This window comes from Streptomyces sp. D2-8 (assembly GCF_023184515.1).
In the GTDB taxonomy this organism is placed as follows: Bacteria; Actinomycetota; Actinomycetes; order Streptomycetales; family Streptomycetaceae; genus Streptomyces.
The window spans coordinates 726,008-749,376 of record NZ_JAAHBP010000003.1 but is presented as its reverse complement, the minus strand read 5'-3'; the positions used below and the strand labels follow the sequence as shown (position 1 = coordinate 749,376).

Annotated in this window: 22 protein-coding genes and 1 pseudogene; 9 read left to right on the top strand and 14 right to left on the bottom strand. The window is 73.0% G+C overall.

The window, feature by feature from the left end; translation table 11 throughout:
* Nucleotides 1–7: 7 nt before the first annotated feature.
* The 6 genes from G3I77_RS09775 to G3I77_RS09750 all read right to left on the bottom strand — a co-directional run bounded on the left by G3I77_RS09775 (nt 8) and on the right by G3I77_RS09750 (nt 5,577).
* A complete protein-coding gene (locus G3I77_RS09775; RefSeq protein ID WP_248502229.1) occupies nt 8–1,258 on the bottom strand; it encodes a cytochrome P450 in 1,251 nt (416 codons plus the stop codon).
* Nucleotides 1,255–1,857: an ATP/GTP-binding protein gene (locus tag G3I77_RS09770; protein ID WP_248502228.1), complete on the bottom strand. Its 603-nt coding sequence runs from the start codon at nt 1,855–1,857 to the stop codon at nt 1,255–1,257. The genes G3I77_RS09775 and G3I77_RS09770 overlap by 4 nt, the downstream gene beginning before the upstream one ends.
* Nucleotides 1,838–2,209 carry a DUF742 domain-containing protein gene (locus G3I77_RS09765; RefSeq protein WP_248502227.1) on the bottom strand — a complete coding sequence of 124 codons (372 nt, stop codon included), beginning with the start codon at nt 2,207–2,209 and terminating at the stop codon, nt 1,838–1,840. Before G3I77_RS09765 ends, G3I77_RS09770 begins: the two co-directional genes overlap by 20 nt.
* On the bottom strand, nt 2,206–2,616 hold the full coding sequence (locus G3I77_RS09760) for a roadblock/LC7 domain-containing protein (protein ID WP_248502226.1): 411 nt from the start codon (nt 2,614–2,616) through the stop codon (nt 2,206–2,208). Before G3I77_RS09760 ends, G3I77_RS09765 begins: the two co-directional genes overlap by 4 nt.
* Nucleotides 2,617–2,620: 4 nt before the next feature.
* A complete protein-coding gene (locus G3I77_RS09755) occupies nt 2,621–4,348 on the bottom strand; it encodes a sensor histidine kinase KdpD (protein WP_248502225.1) in 1,728 nt (575 codons plus the stop codon).
* A gap of 284 nt (nt 4,349–4,632) precedes the next feature.
* The gene (locus G3I77_RS09750; protein WP_248502224.1) at nt 4,633–5,577 is read right to left on the bottom strand and encodes a GlxA family transcriptional regulator; all 945 of its coding nucleotides are present in this window, start codon (nt 5,575–5,577) and stop codon (nt 4,633–4,635) included.
* 69 nt (nt 5,578–5,646) lie between these two features.
* Here G3I77_RS09750 and G3I77_RS09745 point away from each other — a divergent pair, with 69 nt between their 5' ends.
* Entirely contained in the window at nt 5,647–6,597 is a 951-nt protein-coding gene (locus G3I77_RS09745) for an NADP-dependent oxidoreductase (RefSeq protein ID WP_248502223.1), read from the top strand.
* 637 nt (nt 6,598–7,234) lie between these two features.
* Here the strand turns inward: G3I77_RS09745 and G3I77_RS09740 are convergent.
* Both G3I77_RS09740 and G3I77_RS09735 read right to left on the bottom strand, forming a co-directional pair.
* Nucleotides 7,235–8,341 (bottom strand): NAD(P)-dependent alcohol dehydrogenase, encoded by a 1,107-nt coding sequence (locus tag G3I77_RS09740; protein ID WP_248502222.1) that lies wholly within the window; start codon nt 8,339–8,341, stop codon nt 7,235–7,237.
* A 23-nt stretch (nt 8,342–8,364) separates the two neighbouring features.
* Entirely contained in the window at nt 8,365–9,819 is a 1,455-nt protein-coding gene (locus tag G3I77_RS09735; protein ID WP_248502221.1) for an aldehyde dehydrogenase, read from the bottom strand.
* Between the two features lie 103 nt (nt 9,820–9,922).
* Here G3I77_RS09735 and G3I77_RS09730 point away from each other — a divergent pair, with 103 nt between their 5' ends.
* The 4 genes from G3I77_RS09730 to G3I77_RS09715 all read left to right on the top strand — a co-directional run bounded on the left by G3I77_RS09730 (nt 9,923) and on the right by G3I77_RS09715 (nt 12,660).
* Nucleotides 9,923–10,360, top strand: a complete 438-nt coding sequence (locus G3I77_RS09730; protein ID WP_248502220.1) for a MarR family winged helix-turn-helix transcriptional regulator — start codon at nt 9,923–9,925, stop codon at nt 10,358–10,360.
* 205 nt (nt 10,361–10,565) lie between these two features.
* Nucleotides 10,566–10,943 (top strand): anti-sigma factor antagonist, encoded by a 378-nt coding sequence (locus G3I77_RS09725; RefSeq protein ID WP_248502219.1) that lies wholly within the window; start codon nt 10,566–10,568, stop codon nt 10,941–10,943.
* 105 nt (nt 10,944–11,048) lie between these two features.
* Nucleotides 11,049–11,711 (top strand): DUF4230 domain-containing protein, encoded by a 663-nt coding sequence (locus G3I77_RS09720; protein WP_248502218.1) that lies wholly within the window; start codon nt 11,049–11,051, stop codon nt 11,709–11,711.
* Nucleotides 11,712–12,114: 403 nt separating this feature from the next.
* Nucleotides 12,115–12,660 (top strand): VanZ family protein, encoded by a 546-nt coding sequence (locus G3I77_RS09715; protein WP_248502217.1) that lies wholly within the window; start codon nt 12,115–12,117, stop codon nt 12,658–12,660.
* Nucleotides 12,661–12,673: 13 nt separating this feature from the next.
* On the opposite strand, the gene G3I77_RS09710 is transcribed toward G3I77_RS09715, so the two are convergent.
* Nucleotides 12,674–12,910: a hypothetical protein gene (locus tag G3I77_RS09710; RefSeq protein ID WP_248502216.1), complete on the bottom strand. Its 237-nt coding sequence runs from the start codon at nt 12,908–12,910 to the stop codon at nt 12,674–12,676.
* Nucleotides 12,911–12,976: 66 nt separating this feature from the next.
* Nucleotides 12,977–13,786, bottom strand: coding sequence for an SDR family oxidoreductase (locus G3I77_RS09705; protein WP_248502215.1), 810 nt, complete (start codon nt 13,784–13,786; stop codon nt 12,977–12,979).
* Nucleotides 13,787–13,910: 124 nt separating this feature from the next.
* Here G3I77_RS09705 and G3I77_RS09700 point away from each other — a divergent pair, with 124 nt between their 5' ends.
* The 4 genes from G3I77_RS09700 to G3I77_RS09685 all read left to right on the top strand — a co-directional run bounded on the left by G3I77_RS09700 (nt 13,911) and on the right by G3I77_RS09685 (nt 18,223).
* On the top strand, nt 13,911–14,942 hold the full coding sequence (locus G3I77_RS09700) for a PHP domain-containing protein (protein WP_248502214.1): 1,032 nt from the start codon (nt 13,911–13,913) through the stop codon (nt 14,940–14,942).
* Between the two features lie 39 nt (nt 14,943–14,981).
* Complete coding sequence (locus tag G3I77_RS09695; protein WP_248502213.1) at nt 14,982–15,638, top strand: HAD family hydrolase; 657 nt, start codon at nt 14,982–14,984, stop codon at nt 15,636–15,638.
* Between the two features lie 165 nt (nt 15,639–15,803).
* Nucleotides 15,804–16,985 carry an aromatic acid exporter family protein gene (locus tag G3I77_RS09690; protein ID WP_248502212.1) on the top strand — a complete coding sequence of 394 codons (1,182 nt, stop codon included), beginning with the start codon at nt 15,804–15,806 and terminating at the stop codon, nt 16,983–16,985.
* 209 nt (nt 16,986–17,194) lie between these two features.
* On the top strand, nt 17,195–18,223 hold the full coding sequence (locus G3I77_RS09685; protein ID WP_248502211.1) for an SDR family oxidoreductase: 1,029 nt from the start codon (nt 17,195–17,197) through the stop codon (nt 18,221–18,223).
* Nucleotides 18,224–18,311: 88 nt separating this feature from the next.
* Here G3I77_RS09685 and G3I77_RS09680 read toward each other — a convergent pair whose 3' ends face one another.
* The 4 genes and pseudogenes from G3I77_RS09680 to G3I77_RS09665 all read right to left on the bottom strand — a co-directional run bounded on the left by G3I77_RS09680 (nt 18,312) and on the right by G3I77_RS09665 (nt 23,347).
* On the bottom strand, nt 18,312–18,587 hold the full coding sequence (locus tag G3I77_RS09680; RefSeq protein ID WP_248502210.1) for a hypothetical protein: 276 nt from the start codon (nt 18,585–18,587) through the stop codon (nt 18,312–18,314).
* Between the two features lie 61 nt (nt 18,588–18,648).
* Nucleotides 18,649–19,104: pseudogene (locus G3I77_RS09675) on the bottom strand (ROK family protein); the annotation flags it as partial.
* A 48-nt stretch (nt 19,105–19,152) separates the two neighbouring features.
* Complete coding sequence (locus tag G3I77_RS09670; protein ID WP_248502209.1) at nt 19,153–20,124, bottom strand: aminoglycoside phosphotransferase family protein; 972 nt, start codon at nt 20,122–20,124, stop codon at nt 19,153–19,155.
* Between the two features lie 31 nt (nt 20,125–20,155).
* The gene (locus tag G3I77_RS09665) at nt 20,156–23,347 is read right to left on the bottom strand and encodes a cytochrome P450 (protein WP_248502208.1); all 3,192 of its coding nucleotides are present in this window, start codon (nt 23,345–23,347) and stop codon (nt 20,156–20,158) included.
* Between the last annotated feature and the right edge of the window lie 22 nt (nt 23,348–23,369).

Genomic DNA, 23,369 nt, shown 5'->3' with positions numbered 1-23,369 from the left:
GAGGGCGCTACACGGCGAACTCGACCGGCAGGCTGTCCAGCCGGGACTCCCACGTGGAAGCGGTCGAGGTGAGATCCTCCGGGGGCACGGCCAGGGTCAGGCCCGGCAGGCGGTGCAGCAGGACGTCCACCGCGATCTCGATGATGGACTGGCCGATGCTCTGCCCCGGGCACTCGTGCGGACCCGAACTGAACGCCAGGTGTGCCTGGTTGCCCTGGACGGAGACACCCGTGTCCGGCCGGACGTCGGGGTCGGTGTTGCCCGCAGCGAGGCCCAGCACCAGCAGGTCGCCCTCCTGGATCTGGTGGCCGCCGAGTTCGAGGTCGCCGGCGGCGAACCGGCCCGGCAGCACGGCCAGCGGCGGGCTGTTCCACATGACCTCCTCCACCACGGCGGAGATGTTCAGCTGGCCGCTGATCAGTCCGGAGAGCCGGACGGTGTCGGTGAGGATCATCTGGAGCACCCGGGCCAGCAGGTTGCTGGTCGTGGTGTGCGCGGCGATCAGCACCAGACGCAGATGGCTGACCACCTCGTCCTCGTCGAGACCGGCCGCGTGCCCCAGCAGGGCGGTGGCGAAGTCGCCGCCGGGCTCGGTGCGCTTGCGCTCGGCCAGTTCGGCGAGGATCCCCATGATGCGCTCGTTGTGCGCGAGAGCGTCCTCGCCGCCCTTGAAGACCTGGGCACAGGACTCGACCAGGTCGCGCCCCTCCGACTCGGGAAGACCGAGGATGCGGGAGAGCACGAGCATCGGCAGGTACTCGGCGTAGTCCGCCACGAGGTCGGCGCGTCCGGTGTCGGCGAAGGCGTTGATCTGCTTGTTCGCGAAGTGGGTCGCGTGACGCCGGATGCCGCGGGCAGCCGCCGCCTGGAGCCCGTCGGTCACGGCCGCGCGCAGCCTGCGGTGCGGTTCGCCGTCCTGGGAGACGCAGTCCGGCCGCCAGCCGATCATCGGGATCAGCGGCGAGGTCTCGTCGACGCGCCCGTCGGCCCAGTCCCGCCAGATCCTCGCGTCCCGGCTGAACTGGCGGGGGTTGTCGAGCACCCGCCGGTTGTCGCGGTAGCCGAGGACCAGCCAGGCGGGCACGTCTCCTTCGAGCAGGACCGGCGCGACCGAGCCGTGCTCCTTGCGGAGCCGCTCGTAGATGCCCATCGGGTCGGTCGCGGCGTCCGGGCCGTACAGCCGCGTCAGGTCGGCCCCGTGGTGGGCGACGGGGCAGCCCCGCATGGCCGGGAGGCTGGATTCGGTCGAGTCGTTCATCGGGGCTCCAGGGCCACGGCCGAGCGTTCCTTCAGATGGTGGATCAGGGCGACCAGGACGTCCCGGCTGGCGGCCCGGTCGCGGGCGTCGAAGGCCACGACCGGGGTGTGCTCGGGGATGTCCAGGGCGTCCCGGATCTCCTCGACCGGGTAGTTCCGCGAGTCGGGGAAGACGTTCAGCGCGACGACGAAGGGGACCTCCTGCCGCTCCATCTCCTCGATCGCCCGGAAACTGGATTCCAGACGGCGCGTGTCCACCAGGACGATCGCGCCGAGGGCCCCCTTGAACAGCCCGTTCCACAGGAACCAGAACCGCTCCTGACCCGGCGTGCCGAACAGGTACAGCACCAGGCTCTCGTTGATGCCGATCTTGCCGAAGTCCAGGCTGACGGTGGTCTGCGTCTTGTCGGCGACGCCGATGAGACGGTCGACGTCGGCACTGGCCTGGGTGAGGGTCTCCTCGGTGGTGAGCGGCTTGATGTCGCTGACCGACCGGACCATGGTGGTCTTCCCGGTGCCGAACCCGCCGGCGATCATCACCTTCACCGAGCGGGTGTCCCCGGCCGAGCCTCCGGGTTGGTCAAAGCCTTTCAAGTCCACTGAGTACCTCCTCAAGGAGCGCGAGGTCGGGCCCGCGGCCGGCGTCGTGTGCCGGGATGGGGTTACGGGCTTCGACGCGACCTGCGTCCAGCAGGTCCGACAGCAGCACCGCGAGAATGTTGAAGGGGAGCCCGAGGTGGGCGCCGAGCTCGGCGACCGACAGCGGGTCGCGGCAGCGGCGGAGGATGTCCTCGTGCTCGTGCTGCATGCCCGGTAACGGGGCGGCGCGGGCGACGACCAGCGTCGCCACGTCGAGGCTCGACGCCGAACCGCCCGGTCCGCTGCGCCCTCCGGTGAGGACGTAGTAGCGCTCGAGACCGGACGGGTCCGACGGCCTGCGGGGAGCACTCATCCAGAGTGCTCCTCCAGGCGCGGAGTGGTGCCGAGGAGCTCACCCATCCTGCGGGCCAGGTCTCTCATCTGGTGCCCGAGCAGGCCCTGGTCGAGGCCTTCCCTGGCGAGGACGCCGAGGTACGTCTCCACCCCCGCGCGGACGACGAAGAGGTGCCCGCCGTCCACCTCGATCATCGCGAGGCGCAGCTGCCCGGCGTAGTTGGGGAACTGCTCGGCGACCGGCTGGGCCAGGGCCTGCAGTCCGGCCACCACGGCCGCGAAGCGGTCGACGTCGTCGGGGTCTTCGGCGCCGTAGGAGGTGATGGCCTTGCCGTCGCTGGAGGCCACGAGGGCGAAACGGATCTCCTGGATACTCTCGACGAGATCGCGGAGCGCCCAGCTCACATCTGTTCCTTGCTGCGTCATGGGACTAGTCGCTCTCTTCGGTGCGGTGCTCGGTGTACTCGCGTCCGGCGAGGGTGCCGCGGTCGTCGGCCGCCTCGGAGGCCTCCGCCGCGTCGCGTCCGGCGGTGGCGAAGGCGGCGAGACCCGAGAAGGACGCGTCCGGCGGGACGGCGGCGACGGTGTTCCGGTCGGTCCGCTCGGCCGGCCTGGGCGCCTCCGTCTCGTTGCGCTTGCTGCGGCGCCGGGGCAGTCCGCCGGGGGTGGTCTGCCCGGTCTCGGCCTGCACGGCCTGTGGGCCGGGCGCGGTGTCCGACTCGGCGGCCGGGGCGGCCGTGGCGGTGCGGACCTCCGGGGCCGGCGCGGCCGTCGCGGTCGCGGCCATGGGCAGCGGGCTGAAGTACTTGTGCGGGACCACGACCACCACGGAGGTGCCGAGCCACGGCGAGTCCGCGAAGGTGACGCGGATGCCGTAGCGGCGGGCGAGGGCGCCGACGACGCGCAGGCCGATGTTGGCATCCTCGGTGATGCCGCCGAGGCCCGCGCCGGGCGCGGTGCCCGCGAGGGCGTGCTCGGCCTCGCGCTTCTTCTCCTCGCTCAGGCCCTTGCCGGAGTCCTGGATCTCGATGCCGACGCCGTTGGGGACCTCCTTGCCGGAGATGAGCACCGGCTCGGTGGGCGGCGAGTAGCGGGCCGCGTTGTCCAGGAGGTGGGCCAGGATCAGCGTGAGGTGGTCGACGAGGCCGCCGTCGACGCCGAGTTCGGGCAGGTGGCGGACCTGGATCCGGTGGAAGTCCTTGATCCGGCCGATGCCGCCGCGCACCACGCTCAGCAGCCGCTGCGGTTCCTGCCACTGACGCCCGGGCCGGTCCGAGCCGCCGAGCACGCCGATGCTGGCGGCGAGCGAGTCGGCGGGGCCGAGCTCCTGGTCGAGTTCCATCAGGCCCCGGGCGACGGACGGCAGCCGGCCGTGCTCGCCCTGCATCTCGTGCAGACGGCCGCGGAGCTTGCTGGTCAGGACGTGGATGCGGTTGCCGATGCTGATCACGGCCTGTTCGGCGGAGGTGGAGCGGTCGAACTCCGCCTCCAGGCCGATCAGGGAGGTGCGCAGCAGCTTGCGCAGTTCGGCCTGGAGGTCCGAACTGACCTTGGCGCACTGGTTGACGGTGGGCAGCAGGTCGTCGATGGCGTCGCCGGCGCGCAGCTTCTCCATCGCGTCGGGCAGCTGCTCGTCGGCGAGCCGGGCGACCGCGGCGAGCTGGTGGGAGAGCTGCTCCTGCCAGACCTCGGCCTGGTCGGCGAGCTGGGCCTCGTACGAGGTGGCCTGCTCGGTCAGCCGTTCCTCATAGGCCCGGGACTGGTCGGCGAGCTGCGTCTCGTACGTGGCGCTCTGGTCGGCCAGGCGTCGCTCGTACGCGGCGTTCTGCTCGTTGAGCTGGGATTCCAGCGTGGCGCGGTCGGCGGTGAACTTGCGTTCCAGACCGGCCACATGCTGCTGCCACTGCTGGTTGTGCTCGGCCTGCGTGGTGCGGAAGGAACCCTCCGCGCGGTGCAGTTGTGCCCGGGTGCGCAGCAGCAGCCGTACGCACACGGCACCGGCCGCCGTCGCCGCTACTCCGGCGACGGCCACGGTTATTCGCTCCGAGCTCATGAACGTGGCGGCAACGGTCCCGCCTCCCAAGCCCAGCGGCATCAACCACCAGCTGTACCAGGCGACAGGGGCCCGCGCCGCCGGTGGCGGAGTGGCGAGTTCCATCTGCATCCTTCGAGGCAACACGATCGAACAGGGGGGTGTGGATCGCACTCATGAGTACGCACTGCGAATCGACTGGACGCGATCGCGTCAACTCGCAGCGCCGATCGGAACCTTATCGGGTTTGGACCCGAAAGGATCAACCTCCCCCCTGTCGGACGTGAGGGTTCCGTCACGCTCCGACAGAAGGCAACAGGTCGACAAATGTCTTTGCTGTCAATGGAATTGGCTGTGCGTCAGGACGCGCGGCAGGTCATGCCGCAGGCCGTACGCGGATGCCGCCGATGTCAGCGGGCGGTCTGGAACGTGCGGCGGTAGGCCTGCGGGGAGACCCCGATCGCCGCGTGCAGATGCTGGCGCAGGGACGCGCCGGTCGCGAAGCCGACCCGGCCGGCGATCTGATCAACCGTCAGGTCGCTGGACTCCAGCAGATGCCGGGCCCGCGCCACGCGCTGCTGGATCAGCCAGCGGCCGGGGCTGAGACCCACCTCGTCGTGGAAACGGCGGGCGAAGGTGCGCAGGCTCATCCGCGCATGGCCGGCGAGGTCGGCGAGCGTGAGCGGTTCGCCGAGACGCGCCAGGGCCCAGGCGCGGGTGGCCGCGGTGCTCGCGGCGCCCTGCTCGGGCACGGGCTGCTCGATGTACTGGGCCTGGCCGCCGTCCCGGAAGGGCGGGACGACGCAGCGGCGGGCGACGCTGTTGGCCACGTGGCTGCCGTGGTCCTTGCGGACGAGGTGCAGGCAGATGTCCACGCCGGAGGCGGCACCGGCGGAGGTCAGGAACGGGTGGTCGTCGACGAACAGCACGTCCGGGTCGAGGTCGACCCGCGGGAACATGCGCCTGAAGTGGTCGGCGACCTGCCAGTGGGTGGTCGCCCGCCGCCCGTCGAGGAGACCGGCGGCGGCGAGGACGAAGGCGCCGGTGCAGATGGAGACGATGCGGGTGCCGGGGCGGATGAGCGCGAGCGCGGCCAGGACGTCGTCGGACACCTCGTCGGTCAGGTGGGAGGGGGCGACGGGCGCGATCACCACCGTGCCGGCCGTGGCCAGGGCCTCGGGGCCGTGCTCCACGGTGACGCCGAAGTCCGCGTTGGTGCGCACCGGACCGCCGTCGACCGAGCAGGTGAGGACCTCGTAGCGGCCGTCGGCCGCACCGAGGATCCGGCTGGGGATGCCCAGCTCGAAGGGATACACCCCGTCCAGGGCCAGGACCACCACTCGCTCGCGTCGCATGGCACGATCCTATCGAAGGTTGGCAATCGTGCCATTGGCGGGCGGTGCGCGGACCGGCACGCTGGGTCCATGAGCACACAGAACACGATGCGAGCCATCGGCCAGGAGGACCTCGGCGGCCCCGAGGTCCTGAAGGAAGTGGAGATCGAGCGCCCGGTACCGAAGCCCAACGAGGTACTGGTCCGGGTGCGGGCCGCAGGGGTCAACCCGACCGACTGGAAGCACCGCGCGACCGGCGGGTTCCTGGGTGAGCCGCCCTTCGTCCTCGGCTGGGACGTCTCCGGGGTGGTGGAGGCGGTCGGCATCGGCGTCGTGGCCTTCGCACCCGGTGACGAGGTCTTCGGCATGCTGCCGTATCCCTACGGGCACGGCTCGCACGCCGAGTACGTGATCGCCCCGGTCCGCGCCCTCGCCCGCAAGCCGGCCGGGGTCGACCACACCCAGGCGGGCGCGCTTCCGCTGGTCTCGCTCACCGCCTGGCAGGCGCTGACCGAGCACGCGAACCTCCGGCCCGGGCAGCGGGTGCTGATCCACGCCGCGGCGGGCGGGGTCGGGCATGTGGCGGTCCAGATCGCCAAGGCGCGCGGCGCGTACGTGATCGGCACCGCGAGCGCGGGCAAGCACGACTTCCTGCGCGAGATCGGTGTGGACGAGGCGGTGGACTACCGGGAGACGGACTTCACCGAGGCCGTGAAGGACGTCGACGTCGTCCTGGACACGATCGGCGGCGACAACTCCCTGCGCTCGCTGCGCGTGCTGCGCCCCGGCGGGGTCCTGGTCTCGATCCTCCCGGGTGGCTCGGACGACCTCTACGAGGAGGCCGAGCGGCTCGGTGTGCGGGCGCTGCGGATGCTGGTGGACGCCGACCGCAGCGGCATGGAGGCGATCGCGGAACTGGTCGAGACGGGGAGGCTGCGCGCCACGATCGCCGGAACCTTCCCGCTGGCCGAGGCCGCCGAGGCGCACGCCCTCGGCGACACCGGGCGTACGACGGGCAAGCTGGTGCTGCTGAACGACTGAGCACGCCTCTGACCGTCGGCCGAGCCGGGGCGTACCGGGCCGGCTGCGGACGGGGGCGCCCCGGCGAGGCCGACGACCACCCGGCCGAGCCGGACGGTCCGGCTCCACCCGGCGAACGCGAAATGAGCCGGGAGGGGGCCGGCAGCCGGCTCGTGAGGTCCGGCCGGGCCGTCCCGCCACGCGGCACCGCTCCGGCTCCACCGGGCGAACGCGATAGAGCCAGACAGAAGGGAACCGGCAGCCGGCTCGACAGGCCCGGCCGGTCCCGACCCACCGGGCAGCACCGGCCGCCCGGCCCGGCCGGTCCCGACCGGACCGGCCGCACGCGAGCCGCCCCGGCGGCCTCGCCGCCGTCGGCGAGCCGTCACGGCGCTCGGGCCTCGCCCGGTCGCCAAGGAAGGCCGCGCGGCTCCGGCCTCCCTGCCGGCCGCACGGCCCGGACAGTCGCGACCCGCCAAGCAGCACCGGCCGCCCGGCCCGGCCGGTCCCGACCGGACCGGCCGCACGCGAGCCGCCCCGGCGGCCTCGCCGCCGTCGGCGAGCCGTCACGGCGCTCGGGCCTCGCCCGGTCGCCGAGGCAGGCCGTGGCCCAACTCCCCTGTCGGCCCGGGCGGTCAGACTGTCCGGGCCGGCGGTGTCAGAACGTCAGGACCGGCTTGATCGTCTTGCCGGACCTCATGTCCTGGACCGCCCGGTCGATGTCCCCGAAGGAGTAGGTGCTGATCAGGCGGTGCAGCGGGAGCCGTCCGTCCTTCACCAGGCGGACGAGGGCCGGGATCATGGTCTGGGTCTCGCTGTCGCCGAGGGTGAGGCCGACGATGCGCTTGCCGCCGAGGAGGCCGTTGACGTCCAGGGCGACCTCGGTGCCGAAGGGCGGGGCGCCGACGACGACCAGGGTGCCGCGGGCGGCGAGTGCGTCGACGCCCTGGCGCAGGACACCGACATGGCCCGTGGTCTCCACGACACCGTCCGCGCCCTGACCGCCGGTGATCCCGGCGAGGGCCTCGGCCAGATCCGCCCGGCTCGTGTCGACGGTGTGCGTGGCGCCCAGCTCCGTCGCCAGGGCCAGGCGTTCGGCGACCCGGTCGACGGCGACGATCCTGGTGGCCGGGGTGAGGGCGGCCGCCATCACGGCCGACAGGCCGACCGCTCCGGCGCCCAGGACGACGACCGTGCCGCCGGTCTCCGGCTTCAGGACGTTCCACACCGCCCCCACACCGGTCTGTACGCCGCAGCCCAGCGGGGCGATCGACTCCAGCGGCACGTCCGGGTCGACCTTGACGAGGCTGCGCTCGTCGGCCAGGGCCAGCTCGGCGAAGGAGGACTGGCCGAAGAAGTGGCCGCCCAGGGTCTCGCCGCCCCGGCTGATGGTGCTGGTCCCGTCGGCCCGGCGCCCGCCGATCAGGTTCAGCGGCAGCCAGGTCGCACAGTACGCGGGGTGCCCGCCGCGGCAGTTGCGGCAGTCGCCGCAGGAGGTGAAGGAGAGCAGGACGTGATCGCCCGGCGCGACGCCGGTGACGGCGGAGCCGACGGCCTCGACGACGCCCGCGCCCTCGTGGCCCAGGACGCCGGGCAGCGGGAAGGGCAGTCCGCCGCTCGCCACCCCGAGGTCGGTGTGGCACAGGCCGGTGGCGGTCATGCGGACCAGCGCCTCGTGCGGGCCGGGTGCGTCGAGCACGACGTCGGAGAGGGTGAAGGGCGCGCCGCCGGACTCGACGACCGCGGCAAGGGTGGTGGTGGGCATCGCGATGACTCCTTGACGGTGTCTCAGTCGAGCGAGACGACGACGGACTTGACCTTGGTGTAACCGGCGAGGGCCTCGGGCCCGTACTCGCGGCCGTAGCCGGAGTCCTTCACCCCGCCGAAGGGCACCGCGGGGTCGAGCATCGCCCAGTCGTTGATCCAGACGATGCCGGCCTGGAGCCGGTCGGCGACCCGGTGGGCGCGGGCGAGGTGGCTGGTCTGGATGCCCGAGGCCAGGCCGTAGGGCGTGGAGTTGGCGAGGGCGACGGCCTCGTCCTCGTCGTCGAAGGGCTGCACGGTGAGGACCGGGCCGAAGATCTCCTCCTGGATCACCCGGGAGTCGTTCGCCAGGTCAGCGATGACGGTGGGCTTGTAGTAGTAGCCACCGTCCAGGTCGAGCCGCTCGCCGCCGCAGACGATACGGGCGCCCTCCATGCGGGCCAGGGCGACGTACTCCTCGACCTTCTTCAGGTGCTTCTCCGCCGCCATGGGGCCGATGACGGTGGCCGGGTCGCGCGGATCGCCGATCGGCACTCCGGGCACGGCCTCGGCGAGGATGCCGAGCAGCGTCGGATACACCGAGCGGGCCACCAGCAGGCGCGGGCCGCCCATGCAGAACTGGCCGGTGTTGAAGACGAAGCCCTTGATGACCGCACCGACCGCCTTCTCCAGGTCGGCGTCCTCGAAGACGATGTGGGCGGCGTTCCCGCCGAGTTCCATGGTGACGGGCTTGAGCGCCTCGCCGGCGACGCTCGCCACGTGCCGGCCGATGGCGGTGGAGCCGGTGAAGGCGACCTTGTCGACCCCGCGGTGCCGCAGCAGCGCCTCGCCCGCCACCGGGCCGCTGCCGGTCACGACGTTGACCACGCCGTCGGGGACGCCGGCCTCCTGGAGCAGCCGGGCCATGTACAGGGCGCTCAGCGGGGTCTCGTCGGCGGGCTTGTGGACGACCGTGTTGCCGGCCGCCAGCGCCGGGGCGAGCTTCGAACCGGCCAGGATCAGCGGGAAGTTGAACGGGGTGATCGCGGCGACCACGCCGAGGGGCTCGCGCTTGGTGTAGGCGAGGGCGTTCATGGGGATGTCGCGCAGCGCGCCGTCCTGGCTCTGGGCGAGCTGGGCGTAGTACTCGTAGTCGTTGGCCGCGTTGGTGACGTCGACCGCGCCGCACAGCGAGATCGGCTTGCCGACGTCGAGGCTCTCCAGCGCGGCGAGCTCGTCGGCGTTCTCCCGGATCAGCTGGGCGACGCGGTGCAGCACCCGGCCGCGCTCGCGGCCGCTCAGGCCGGACCAGGCACCGTCGTCGAAGGTCTCGCGGGCGGCGTTCACGGCCGCGTCGACGTCGGCGGGGCCCGCCTCGGCGACGGTGGTGACGACCCTGCCCCGGGACGGGTCGATCACCTCGGTGCGCGACCCGTCGGCGGCCTCGCGCCATCGGCCCCCGATGAACAGTTGCCCGGGTGTGCCCTCGAAGGTGGTCATCGCCGCTCCTCAGCATCGTCGCCAAGATTTCAACAAACAGGATTCCTGTCTTTGCGCAGTCTCTTTACGGACAGGTTTCCTGTCAATGGTCTAGCCTGCCCCCATGCTCGACACACAGGTGACCAAGGCGCCCCCTTCCCTGCTCTACATGGTCAAGCAGGTGGAGCTCGTCGTGCGCTCCCATCTGGACGAGCTGGTCAGACCTTCCGGGATCACCGCTCTTCAGTACACGGCGCTGACCGTGCTGGAACGGCACGACCACCTGTCCGCCGCCCAGCTGGCGCGCGACTCCTTCGTCACCGCCCAGTCCGTCGCGGACCTGGTCCGCTCCCTGGAGGGCCGCGGGCTGGTGCGCCGGGAGCGCAACCCCCGCAACCGCCGGGAGCTGCTGATCCTGCTCACCGACGCCGGCCGCGAACTGCTCGCCCGGCACGCCGGGCCCGTCCGGGAGCTGGAGGAACGGATGGTGCGCGACCTCACCGCGCATCAGACCGAGCAGTTCCGCCAGGCGCTCACCAAGGCCTGGCACGCCCTGTCGTAGCCCCGCCGGGCCGTCGCGACGCGCCCCCGGAGTGACACCCGCGCACGCCCCGGCGTAAACCTCGGCCAACTCGGCCGGAATTCAAAGACATATGTCAATCGAACATGCTCAAATTCACTCGTTGGGGGGTAACTTGCAGAGCGGGGACCGGCGTTGGGGCCGCGGCCCCTCCCCAGGCACGGAGCAGGCTGGAGGCGATCTCGTCGTGCGGCAGGAACCTGCACCGCTCACCCGGTATCTGCGCGTCCGCCAGGAACGGGGGCACACGGTGCTGGAGTTCCGCGGCGAGATCGACCTCGCCGCGGCCGCGGAGATCGCCCCGCACCTGGACCGGGAGACGAACCGCCCCGCCGCCCGGGTCGTGATCGACCTCAGTGGGATCGACTTCTTCGACTGCTCCGGCCTGCGGCTGCTGTACCGGGCCCGCAGCCGCGTGCTCGACCGGCGGGGGTATGTGCTCCTCGTCTGCGCGCACCCGCTCACGCTGCGCGTCCTGCGGATCACCGGCCTGTCCCGGCTGCTGCCTCCGCAGCCGACGCTGGACGCCGCGCTGGAGCAGCCGGAGGCGACCTCCCGCCCGTGACGGGTATGCGCCCTGCGTGCTTCCGCCGATGTCGTCCAATCCTCAACTCGGCGGTCTGTCAGGGGATGTGGCGGGCATCCGGACAGTAGGAAGGAGGGCCGTCGCATGACGACTCCCGTCAAGCGCCTCCCCAGGCGCATGCCCGGCTGGGCGAAGGTGGTGGCCGCGCTCGTGCTGGTGCTCGTCGTGTTCTTCGCCGGGCTCCGGCTGAGCGTGGTCCCGGGCCTGAAGGACCTGTTCGGCACCGACACCCACGACCGGTCCGGCCCCGCGCTGCTGAAGTCCATCCAGGACATCAGCCGCTACGACGCCGCCTCCGGCAACTTCCAGGTGGTCGTGGACCTGGAGAAGGACGCCAAGCTGCTGCCCGACGCGATCCGCGGCACCCGCACCCTGTATGTCGGCGCGGGCACCGTCGACGCCTATGTCGACCTGGGCAAGATCGGCGAGAACGACGTGAAGGTCAACGGCGACCGCACGTCCGCCACGCTCCGGCTGCCCCACGCGCAGCTGGGCAAGCCCGCCCTCGACCCCGACCGCTCCTACGCGGTCTCCAAGCAGCGCGGTCTCTTCGACCGCCTCGGCGACCTCTTCTCGGACAACCCCAACGGCGAACAGGCCGTGCAGAAGCTCGCGGTACGGCACATCGGCGACGCGGCGAAGGAGAGCGAGCTGACCGCGCGCGCCGAGTCGAACACCACCGGCATGCTCGAAGGCCTGCTGCGCTCCCTGGGCTTCAAGGAGGTGCGCGTCTCGTACGGGAGCTGACCGGCTTCCGAGGACCCCGGCCCGGTCGGTGCGCCCAGCAGCGTGGGCGCACCGACGGGGCCGAGCAGGGCCAGGGCGAGATCGGCGCGGCGATGCCCCACGGGGCCGCGGCCGGGCCGGCACCGAGGGTGAGCGTGGCGGCGAGGGCCCAGTCGTTCACCGGTGGCCATGAGCAGGGGTCGATGTGATCGGTCATCCACACACCGCCCCGGCCGCGGGACGCGGCGGCGGGCGGCCGCTCCCGGCCGGGAGTGCCCCGGCCGATCGCGGGCAAACCGAGGGAGGGAACGGTCCCGCGATGGCGCCGGGGACCGTGGCCGGGAACGCGCCCCCCACGGCATCGTCGCCTCGCCCGGGGGTAACCGCCCTGTCACACAGGGAAGTTGAAGACTGGAGGACCCCCATGGCCAGTACAGCCTCACGTCCCCGGACCGCCGGGTCCGGGAGCGAGCGACGCCCGCTCCCGTGGCCTGTCCGGCTGCTGGCGATGCTGTGCGCGTTCACGTTCATGGTCGCCTTCGCCGTGGTGCTGGCTCGGCTGACCCTGTACCCCTCGCCGGCCTCGGAGGCGCTGACCCACAGCAATCTGCAGCCGGGCAGCTCCCTGAAGGCCTACCTCGACCAGCCCGAACTGCGAGACGCCTTCAAGCAGATCGGCGGCAACATCCTGCTGGGCATCCCCTTCGGCGTCCTCGTGCCCGTGGTCGCCCCCCGCACCCGTGGCATCCTGCGCGTGCTGCTCCTCACCGCGATCGTGATGCTGCTGGTGGAGTTCGCCCAGGGCGCCCTGGTCACCGGCCGCGCCTTCGACATCGACGACGTCATCCTCAACACCACGGGCGCGCTCATCGGTTACCTGCTCCTGGGGCGCCGCCTCAGCAGGGCCGTCCACGCGCGCAAGCCCCGCCCGGGCCGGGCCGAGGAGAAGCCGGCGGCCGGCAAGGCCTAGGCCGCGACCGGCCTTAATGCACGGTCCAGGTGAACTTGTCTCCCCCCACCCAGCGGACCACGTCCGGATCGTCCATGTCGTGCACGGTGATGCCGAACGCGGCCGCGGCGGCCAGCACGTCGGTGACGGCCCGGGCTTCCCCGACCACCTGGCCGTCGATCTGCACGATCCGGAACGGCGGTGTGCCCGGCTGTACCCCGAGCACCATGATCCGCGGGTGGGACATGTAAGGGCTCGCGCTTTCGGTCATGCATCGAGCGTAGAACGCAACCGTCGGTGGCGCGGGTTCAGAGCACCCGCCGGATCGGCCGGTCGCTCAGGGCCGGCGCCAGTCGTGGCCGGTCAGGTGTGAACCGGCCTGCGGGCCCATCCGGAGCATGCCGCCGTCGACGCTCCAGGAGGCGCCGGTGACGTAGGAGGCGTCCGGGCCGGCGAGGAAGGCGATGACGGCAGCGACCTCGCGGGCGTCGCCGGGCCGCCCGAGCGGGATGCCCGGGCGGCTCTCGGTGTGCGGGTCGGTGTCCTCCTGCCCGGTCATGGGCGTGGAGATCTCGCCCGGGGCGACGGCGTTGACGGTGATGCGGTGCTCGGCCAGTTCGAGTGCCATGACCTGGGTGAGCAGGCCGAGACCGCCCTTGGCGGCGCAGTAGGGGGCGGCGCCCACCCGCGGCTGGTGCTCGTGGACGGACGTGACGTTGATGATCCGGCCGCCCTCGCCGTGTCCGATGATGTGCCGGGCCGCCTTCTGCCCGCACAGGAACGGCCCGACGAGATCGACGTCGAGGACCTCGCGCACGTCGGACAGCTCCAGGTCGAGGAAGGGTGTCATGGTGCCGGTGCCGGCGTTGTTGACCAGCACGTCGATGCGCCCGAGCCGTTCGCACAGCTCGTCGATGACGTCGGCGGCGTCGGGCAGCCGGGTGAGGTCCATCCGGGCGACCTCGGCCCGCTGCCCGTGCGAGCGCACCTCGTCGGCCGTCTCCTCCGCGCCTTTGCGGTCGCTGTGATAGGTGATGCCGACGTCCATGCCCGCCTGCGCCAGGCGTACGGCGGTGGCGCGACCGATGCCGGAGTCGGCGCCGGTGATCACGGCGACCTTGCCGGGGGAAGCGGTGGGGGCGGACATGACAGGCCTCCTCGTCGAGGGGTCGGGACGAGGCATCGCAGTACCCGGGGGGATACCGGGCAAACCGCGCGCGCCCGTCGTGCGGCCCGCAGGGCGCTGGGGAACCCTGGAGGTGGAGGTGGCGATGGACCCCGTCGAGGCACTGGAGCGGATCGCCTTCCTGCTGGAGCGGTCCCTGGCACCGACCTACCGCGTGCGCGCCTTCCGTACGGCGGCCCGGGTGCTGAAGGAGCTGGGCGGGGACGAGGTGCGCCGGCGGGCGGCGGACGGTTCGCTGGAGAAGCTCAAGGGCGTCGGCCCGAAGACCGCGCAGGTGGTCCGGGAGGCGCTGGCCGGCGAGGTCCCCGGCTATCTGGACAAGCTGGAGGGCGAGGCGGAGAAGGCGCAGCCGACCGTGCGGGGCGGGGAGAAGCTGCGGGCGCTGCTGCGCGGGGACTGCCATCTGCACTCGGACTGGTCGGACGGCGGCAGCCCGATCGAGGAGATGGGCAGGGCGGCCGCGGAGATGGGCCACGAGTGGGCCGCGCTGACCGACCACTCGCCGCGGCTGACGGTGGCCCGCGGGCTGTCCCCCGAGCGGCTGCGCGAGCAACTGGACGTGGTGGCGGAGCTGAACGGGACCTGGGCGCCGTTCCGGCTGCTGACCGGCATCGAGTGCGACATCCTCGAGGACGGCACCCTCGACCAGGAGCCGGAGCTGCTGGACCGGCTGGACGTCGTCGTGGTGTCGGTGCACTCCAAGCTGCGCATGGACGCCCGGTCGATGACCCGGCGGATGGTGGCCGCCGTACGCGATCCGCACGCGGACGTGCTGGGGCACTGCACGGGGCGGCTGGTGACCGGGCGGGGGCGGCCGGAGTCGGAGTTCGACGTGGACGCGGTGTTCGCGGCGCTCGCCGAGACGGGCACGGCCCTGGAGATCAACAGCAGGCCGGAGCGGCTGGACCCGCCGCGGCGGCTGCTGTGCCGGGCCGTGGCCGCGGGGGTGCTGTTCTCCATCGACACCGACGCGCACGCGCCGGGGCAGCTGGACTGGCAGATCAACGGGTGCGCACGGGCGGAGGAGTGCGGGGTACCGCCCGAGCGGGTGGTGACCACGTGGTCCCTGGACGAGCTGCTGGCGTGGACCCGGGAGCGGCGAGTGCCGTCCCGCTGACGTGGTACTCGCGCTGCCGGAGAGGAAGGAACCGTACCTATGGAACGCGCGGCCGTGTTCGATGTCGACGGCACGCTGGTCGACACCAATCATCTGCATGTCGTGACCTGGTGGGAGGCTTTCCGGCAGGCGGGCCACCGGGTGCCGATGCACGCCGTCCACCGGGCCGTGGGCCTGCCGTCGACCGACCTGATCGCCCATCTGCTGGGCGACGACCGGGACACGGACCAGGACGCCGACATCAGCGCCGGTCACAAGGCGCTGTACGGGCAGTACTTCGACCGGCTGCCCGCACTGCCGGAGGCAGGGGCGCTGCTGCGGCGGCTGCACCGGGACGGCTGGACGGTGGTGCTGGCCACCTCGGCGGGCGGCGCGGAGCTGAGCGCGCTGCGCCGGGCCATCGACGCGGACGAGGCCATCGCCGCCACGGCCAGCGCCGACGACGTCGACGAGGGCAAGCCCGCACCCGAGCCGGTCGAGCACGCCCTGGAGCTGGCCGGGGTGCCGGCCGAGCGGGCGGTGTTCGTCGGCGACACCGTGTGGGACATGCAGGCGGGCAGCCGGGCCGGGGTGCGCTGTGTGGGCGTCCTGTGCGGCGGCATCCCGCGCGCCGATCTGGAGGAGTCCGGAGCGGACGCGGTCTACGCCGACCCCGCCCACCTCCTGTCCGCCCTCGGCGACGGTGCGCTGGCATGAGACGACGTGCATCCACGGTCACGGCGATACCCGCAGCGCAGGAGGCGTGGGCCGCGTGCGGTACGGAGGGCGGCGGGAGCCTTCCGCGGGCGAAGGGACAGGGGCTCGGACATGGGGACGGCCCCGGGTGGGCGGGGTCGAGGAGCTCCGACGGCTCGGGTGCAGATGCGCGAGCCTGAGCGGGGAACGCGCTCCGTACGGCCGGTGGATGCCGTACGGCGCGAAGGGCGGGCCGCCTGGGACGCCGTGCGGGCGGCGTGGCGAGGGCCGGGGCGGGAGCGGGACCTGGTCGTCCAGTCGCTGAAGGCGGCCGGGGCGGCGGTGCTCGCCTGGCTGGTGGGCGGCGTCTGGATGGGCGACCCGCTGGCACTGATGGCGCCCTGGGTGGCGCTGGTGCTGGTGCAGGCCACGGTTTTCAGCTCGCTGGTGCAGGGCGCGCGGCAGTTCGGGGCGATCTGCGTCGGCACGTTGCTGGCTTCGGCGGCGCAGGCGATCACCGACGACACCACCGGCGCGCTCGCCCTGTCCATACCGGTGCTGATGCTGCTCGCGAACTGGCCCCGCTTCGGCGACCAGGGCATCTACGCGGCGACCACGGCCCTGTTCACCATCTCCTCCGGCATGGTCAGCCTGTCCGCCGTCGGTCACCGGGTGGGGCAGGCCGCGATCGGCGCGGTCATCGGCGTCGCCGTCAACGCGCTCGTCCTGCCTCCGATCCACCTGCGGGACGTACGGGAGAACCTGGCGGCGCTCGCCCGGGAGGCGGGGGACGTGCTGTACACCGTGGCAGGCGATCTGCGCGAGGGCGAGTGGGACGCACAGACCGCCTCCGGCTGGGTCGGTGCCTCGGCACGGCTGGACCACCGCCTGAAAGGGCTGCGTTCGGCACGCCGGTGGAGCCAGGAGAGCCTGCGTCTGGCCTACGGCCCGCTGCGCGCCCTGCACCGCGTACCGCACGGGGCCGCCCTGCCGCCGGTGGAGGAGGACGAGCGGCTCGGCCGGGTCACCGGGCACGTCACCACGCTGACGCGGGCCCTGGCGGTGTCCGTGGACGACAACAGGACGCCCGCCCCGCCCGGGGGCCCGGTCCTGCACTCGTACGCGCGTCTGCTGGAGCTGATCGGGGACGCCCTGTGCGCCGAGGCCGACAGTCTGCTCGACGGCGGTGTGACCGCCCGGCCGGACGACGAGACCGAGAAGGCGATGCGGGACCTGCACGAGGAGTTGCAGGACCGGCTGCGCCGGCACGCCGGGGAGAGGGCCGCCCCTACCGCGGTCCTGGGCACGCTGCTGCTCCAGGCGGAGAACCTCTGGGCCGAGACCGTCGCGGGCGACCGGGAGCAGTGACGCACCTCACCGGGCAGGGGTTCCGGGCGCGGAACACCCAGAGGTGGTTGCCCGTTGAACAAGATGTGGGTCCGGACAGGATCCGCCCCTGAGCCGCCCCGGCCGTGATTCCCCCGTCCGGCCGGGGCTTCTCTCTGCCCACGTGCAATCCGCGCCACCCGGGTACTCGGTCACCTCTGGCGAAACCAGGCGGCCGAGAGGAGCGCGAGGTGAGCAGCGGAACAGGCATGAGGGTCGTCGTCACGGGTGCCACCGGCAATGTCGGCACCAGCGTGGTGCGCCTGCTGTCGGAGGATCCGGAGGTCGCCTCCGTGCTGGGCCTGGCCCGGCGGATCCCCGACTGGTCGCCGCCGAAGACGGACTGGGCCGCGGTCGATCTGACCTCCGAGCGGCCCGGCCTGGTGGAGCGGTTCACGGACGCCGACGCGGTGGTCCATCTGGCCTGGGCGTTCCAGCCGACGCACGACCCGGCGGCCACCTGGCGCACCAACGTGCTCGGCAGCATGCGGGTCTTCGAGGCGGTGGCCGCGGCGGGCGTGCCCGTACTGGTGCACGCCTCGTCGGTCGGCGCGTACTCGCCCGGCCCGAAGGACGGGGCGGTGGACGAGTCGTGGCCGACGCACGGCTGGCCGGATGCCGCGTACTGCCGGGAGAAGGCCTATCTGGAGCGGGCGCTGGACACGTTCGAACGCGACCACCCCGGGACGCGGGTGGTGCGGATGCGGCCCGCGTTCCTGTTCCGGAGGGAGTCCGCGAGCGAGCAGCGCCGCATCTTCGGCGGCCGCTTCCTGCCCGGCCCGCCGGCCCGCCCGGAGCTGCTGCCGTTCCTGCCCGACATCCCGGGACTGCGGGTGCAGGCGCTGCACACGGACGACGCGGCGAACGCGTACCGGCTGGCCCTGCGCTCCGATGTCCGGGGCCCCTTCAACCTCGCGGCCGAGCCGCCGATCGACGCGCGGCTGCTGGGCGAGATGTTCGACGCACGCCCGGTGCGGCTGCCGCGTACCGCGGTCCGGTCGGCGATCGCCGCCGCCTGGGGCCTGCATCTGCTGCCCGCCTCCCCGCACCTGTTCGACGCGGTGCTGCGGCTGCCGCTGATGGACTGCACGCGGGCACGTGTCGAGCTCGGCTGGCGGCCGGAGCACACGGCTCCCGAGGTGCTGGAGGAGTTCCTGCTGGGCATCCGGCAGGGCGCGGGGGCGCGCACGGAGCCGATGCGGGGACGCAAGGTGGGATGACTCGGGCCGAACCTCAAGCGATCCGGACATGCCCGAGGGCCGCAGCCGGCCCCCACAGCCGGCTGCGGCCCTCGGTGGTATGCCCTCCTCAGGCGGAGGGCTCGTCCGGCACCGGGTGCTCGGGGTGAACCGTTCCCGAGCGCGGTGCTCCCTGTCGGCCCGTCCCCGCTTCGTCCGTGTCGGGGACGTCACCGGCGGGCTCGTCGGTCTCGTCGTCGCTCTCGTTCTCGGCGTTCTCGCCGGTGCCCGTGAAGCGCGGGGCGACCTCCCACGGGTCCTCGCCGTCGTCGGCCTGCTGGTCCGGCATGTCCCGCGGGACGGGCTCACCGTTCTCGCCGGGTCCTTCGAGGCGGTGGTCGGTCACGGCGTGCTCCCTTCTGTGGTCCGGGCGCCACGCGAGTACCTCCGCGGTGATCCGCGAAACCTCAGCGCGGTGCCCGCTCCTGAAGTGCCGTGTGCCAGGCGGGGAGCGGGTACTCCGGGGCCGGGTCGGGGCGTCGTCCGCCGCGTGCGAAGAAGTCGGCGAGCGGCAGGATCGCGGCGCCGACCGTGACAGCGTCGGGCCCGAGCCGGCCGAGGTCGACGGTGACCTTCCCGGCCGGGTGGCGCAGCGCGTACGACATGGCGTGGCGGCGTACGGCGGGCAGGAAGCGCGAGCCGAGCGCCAGGCCCGCCCAGCCGCCGATGAGGATGCGCTCGGGCTGGAAGAGGTTGATCAGGTCGGACAGGCCCGCCCCGAGGTGCTCGGCGGTCTCCTCCAGGACGGCCGGCGCGACGGGGTCGGCCGTGCCGCCCTCGGGCGGGTGGGCGGCGGCGAGCATCGTGGTGAGGGCGGTCTCCTCGTCGGTGCCGTCCGGGACCCGGCCGCCCTGCTCCCGCCAGACCTTCCTCCACCCCTTATTTCACGATGTGAGCTAACCGGGCCCCGCTCAGGAGGGCCGGGAAGCCTCCTCGATCTCGTCCATGGCCGCGACGAGTTCCGGGGCGACCGTCTTCTGCACCCAGCGCCGCTGCTCCTCGCCGGCCTCGCGGGGAACCGTCTCGGTGAGCATGATCAGGTACAGGTAGGAGCGGTACAGCGCGAGCCGCAGCCGGGCCGGGGCGTCGAAGCAGGCCCGGCCGCCGGCCTCCCGGTAGCCCGCCAGGAAGTCCTCGTCCGTCCTGATGTCGCCGAGCAGCGCCAGCGAGACGAAGTCGGCCAGGGGGTCGCCCCAGAACATGCGCTCCCCGTCGACGAGGCCGCCGATACGGGCCTCGCCGCCTGAGCGGTCGACGAGGATGTTGCCCCGCCACAGGTCGAAGTGGACGAGGCACGGGGCGGTGACCTCGTCGAGCGCGCCGTACGCGGACGCGGCGGTACGGGCCACCGCGTCGACGGGGCGGGGCAGCCGGGCCCGGTAGCGCCGGGCGTCGTCGAGGACGGCGTCGACCATCGCCGTGAACGCGGTCCGCCAGTCGGGGGCGAGCGGCCCGAGTGCGCCGGAGGGGTAGCCGTAGCCGGGCCCGGTCACGGCGTGCAGGCGGGCCACCTGGCGCCCCAGTTCCGTGCGCAGGGCGGTCTGTTCCGTGTCGGTGAGCGTGCCGTCCCAGGGGTCGCCCGGGACGGCCGTCATCAGCAGGAAGTCGTCCCCCGCGGACACCTGCCGCGGCGCGGTCACCCCGACGCGGGCGGCCGAGCGGTAGAACTCGGCCTCGGAGACGAGCAGCCGCCTCTCGTGCCGCAGTCCGGGGACGGCCGCGGCGGGCGGGATCTTCAGCACGTAGCGGCTGCCGTCGGTGAGGCGGAGTTCCTCGACGGTGTTGTACGTGCCGCCGGTCAGCGGGGTGAGGTGGGCGAGGCGGCCGGGGTCCAGGCCCGCCGCCTCCAGGATGTGCCGGGCCCGTTCCCAGGAGTCCACCACCGTGTGCCCACCCCTCCCCCTGCCGCTTCGGTCAGCCGGCCGCGTACACGTCCTCGACGTACCGCCCGTCGGCGATCAGCCCGTCGAGCCACTGCTCCGCGGCGGTCTCGTCCGCGGCGTCGACGGGCCGCGCGTGCTTGCGGAACAGCGTACGGAACGCCTCCCGCACTCCGGGCGCCATTCGGGAACCGTCTCCGCAGACGTACACCCGCGCTCCGGCCTCGAGCAGGGCCCAGACCTCCGCGGCCTCGGCGGCGATCCGGTGCTGCACGAACCGCACCTCGCCCTCGGGGGTCTCGCTGAAGGCGGGGCGCAGGGAGACGGCGCCGGCCCTTTCGGCGGCGCGCAGTTCCTCGGCGTGCAGGAAGTCCGCGTCGGGGGCGTCGCAGCCGAAGTAGCAGAGGGCCGGGGCGAGTGGCTTGCCGGCCGCGAGGGCCGCGGTGCGGTCGGCGATGGTGCCCCGGAAGGGGGCGAGGCCGGTGCCCGCCGCGACCATGACCACCGGTGCGGCGTCGCCGGTGACGTCGATGCGGAAGGCCTCCCGGCACGGCTGCACGCGCGCGTAGACCGTGTCGCCGGGCTCGACGGTGGTGAGGTGGCCGGAGCCGGTGCCGCGATAGACGCCCCTGCCGGAGCGGGCGGGTGCCTCCAGCAGCGAGACCATCAGCTCCACGTGGCCGGGATCGACGGCGGGCGAGGAGGAGACGGAGTAGTGGCGCGGGCGCAGCGGGGTGAGGAGGTCGAGGAGCCGCGGCCAGTCCAGGACGCCGCGCAGGGCCGGGTGGTCTTCCAGGATCTCCACGAGGGTGCGCGGGTCGTCGGTGAGAGCGGCCAGGGCCATGCGCTCCGGCGGGCACGGGTTGGCGGCGGCGAGCGCGGCCAGCTGCCCGGCGCTCGGGCGCTCCTGCAGCTCCACGTGGTGAGTGAGGAGCTGCCGTACCGTCACGGGCCGGTCCACGGCGATGCCGTCGCGGCGGGGGCGGGTGGCGCGGATGTCCAGGACGGTGTCGAGGTCGGCGCCGAGCGCGGTGGCGGCTCGGGCGACGAGGCCGGGGGCGCCCGCGGGCAGCACGGTGAGGTGGTCGGCCGTGCGGTAGGTGACGCCGTCCGGGAGGGCCACGCGGAGGAACCGCTTGCGGCGCGGGTGGCCGGGCGCGGTGAGGTCGCGGGCCTCGGTGACACGCATGGGGACGAGTTCGTGCCGTTCGGCGAGGGCGTCCAGCGGGCCGCCGGTCAGGGTGCGGACCTCGTAGGCGCCGGCCGGCTCGGGGTCCGGCGTCGTGGCGTCCGGGTCGCCGTAGCGCTCCAGCAGGGCGGTGCGCAGGGCCGCGGTGAAGGTGCGGACGGTGCCGGTGAGATCGCCGGAGGCGTCGGCGGCGGCACGCTCCAGCAGCCGGCCGGCGCCGGACGCGGCGAGCCGCTCGTCGATGCGGGTGGGGACGTGCTGGTAGGTGGCGGCCCAGTTGCGGTCACCGACGCCGAGGACGGCGTACGTCACGCCGGACAGGTCGTGGGTCTCCTCCAGCCGGGCGGCGAAGGCGGTGGCGTCGTCGGTGGGGCGGCCGTTGTAGGAGGCGGCGGTGATGACGACGGGCCGGTCGGTGGGCAGGCCGCCCGCGTGGGCGTCGAGCGGTGCCACCTCGGTGTCGCAGCCGATCGCGGCGGCCTCGTCGGCGAGCCGGGCCGCGAAGTCACGGCAGGTGCCGTAGTTGCTGCCGTGCAGGAAGAGGGCGGTGGTGCCGGGGCGGACGCGGGCGGGCAGGCCCTGCGGCTCGGCCGACTCGGTGTCCCGGGCCGGGGCGGCTCCGGACAGCGGCGTGTGGACCCGGTCGGCGGAGGTGCGCGGCGCCAGCGCGAGGGTGAAGCCCTCCGGCTTGAGGGTGAGGGTCTCCTTGACCGTCAGCCGGTAGTCGGCGTGGTCGCGCAGCCGGTAGCGGTGGACGAGCATGGCCAGCAGCATGGTCGCCTCGTGCAGCGCGAACTGGCGCCCGATGCAGGCGCGCTCGCCGGTGCCGAACGGCTTGAAAGCGTGCACCGGGCGCTCCGCCTCCGCCTCGGGCGTGAAGCGGGAGGGGTCGAAAAGCTCGGGGTTGTCGCCCCACACGGGCTGCCGGTGCAGCATCGGTGTGAGGACCAGGGCGGACTGCCCGGCGCGCAGCGGGATGCGGCCGCCGAGCAGGGTGTCCTCGCGGGCCTGCCGGGAGAAGACGGCGGCCGTGGGCCAGAGCCGGAGGGCCTCGTTGAGGACCTGTCGGGTGTAGGTCAGCTTGCCGACCTCGTCGTACGTCGGCTCGGGGTCGGCCTGGCCGCCCCACAGCTCGTCGACCTCGCGCTGCACCAGCTTCAGCGCGGTGGGGTGCTTGGCGAGGTAGTACAGCGCGAACGACATGGCGCCGGAGGTGGTCTCGTGGCCGGCGATCAGGAACGTGATGACCTGGTTGCGGATGTTGGCGGTGTCGAGTGTGGTGCCGTCGGCCGGGTGCTGGGCGGTGAGCATCAGGCCCAGGAGGTCGTCGGAGTCGCTCTGGTCGGTGCCGGTGCGCGCGGCGATGACGTCGTCGACGACCCCGGCCAGGTAGGCGGAGTCGTCCCGGAAGGCCGCGTCCTGCGCCGAGCAGTCCCTCCCCGGAACGCGCGCCAGGCGGGTCATGCTCCACTCCAGGCAGCGGACCATCGACTCGACGAAGGGGTGCGGCTCGGCCCGCTCGAAGGAGCCGAAGTCGTAGCCGAAACCGGCGAGTCCGATGGTGTCGAGCGTCATGCGGGTCATGTCGTCGGGCACCTTCACCGGCTGTCCGGCGCGGGCGTCGCGGTCCCAGGACTCGATGAGCCGGCGGGCCACCTGCAGCATCACGGGGTGGTAGGTGCGCATCGAGCCCAGCGCGAAGGCGGGCATGAGGATGTCGTGCGCCTTCGCCCAGTTGGGCTCGTCGTTGTACGCCGTGAAGAGGCCGTCGGCGGCGAACTCCCGGACGTTCTCCAGGCCGGGCCCGATGTGCTTGGCGAACCGCTGCTCGTCCGCGAGGTCGGCCACGAGGTCCAGGTCGCCCACGAACAGGGTGTCCCGCCCGTACAGTCGCCGCACGAACGCGGGCCCGTGCTCGCGCATCAGGTCCATGGCCTGCTGGATGGGCGCACCGCCGGGGCCGGTGGCGGAGATGTCGGCGACGGGGACGCCGGGGAGGGCGTCGGCGGTCAGGGGAGTCTGTCCGGTGGGGGGCATGACGCGGCAACTGCCTTTCGCG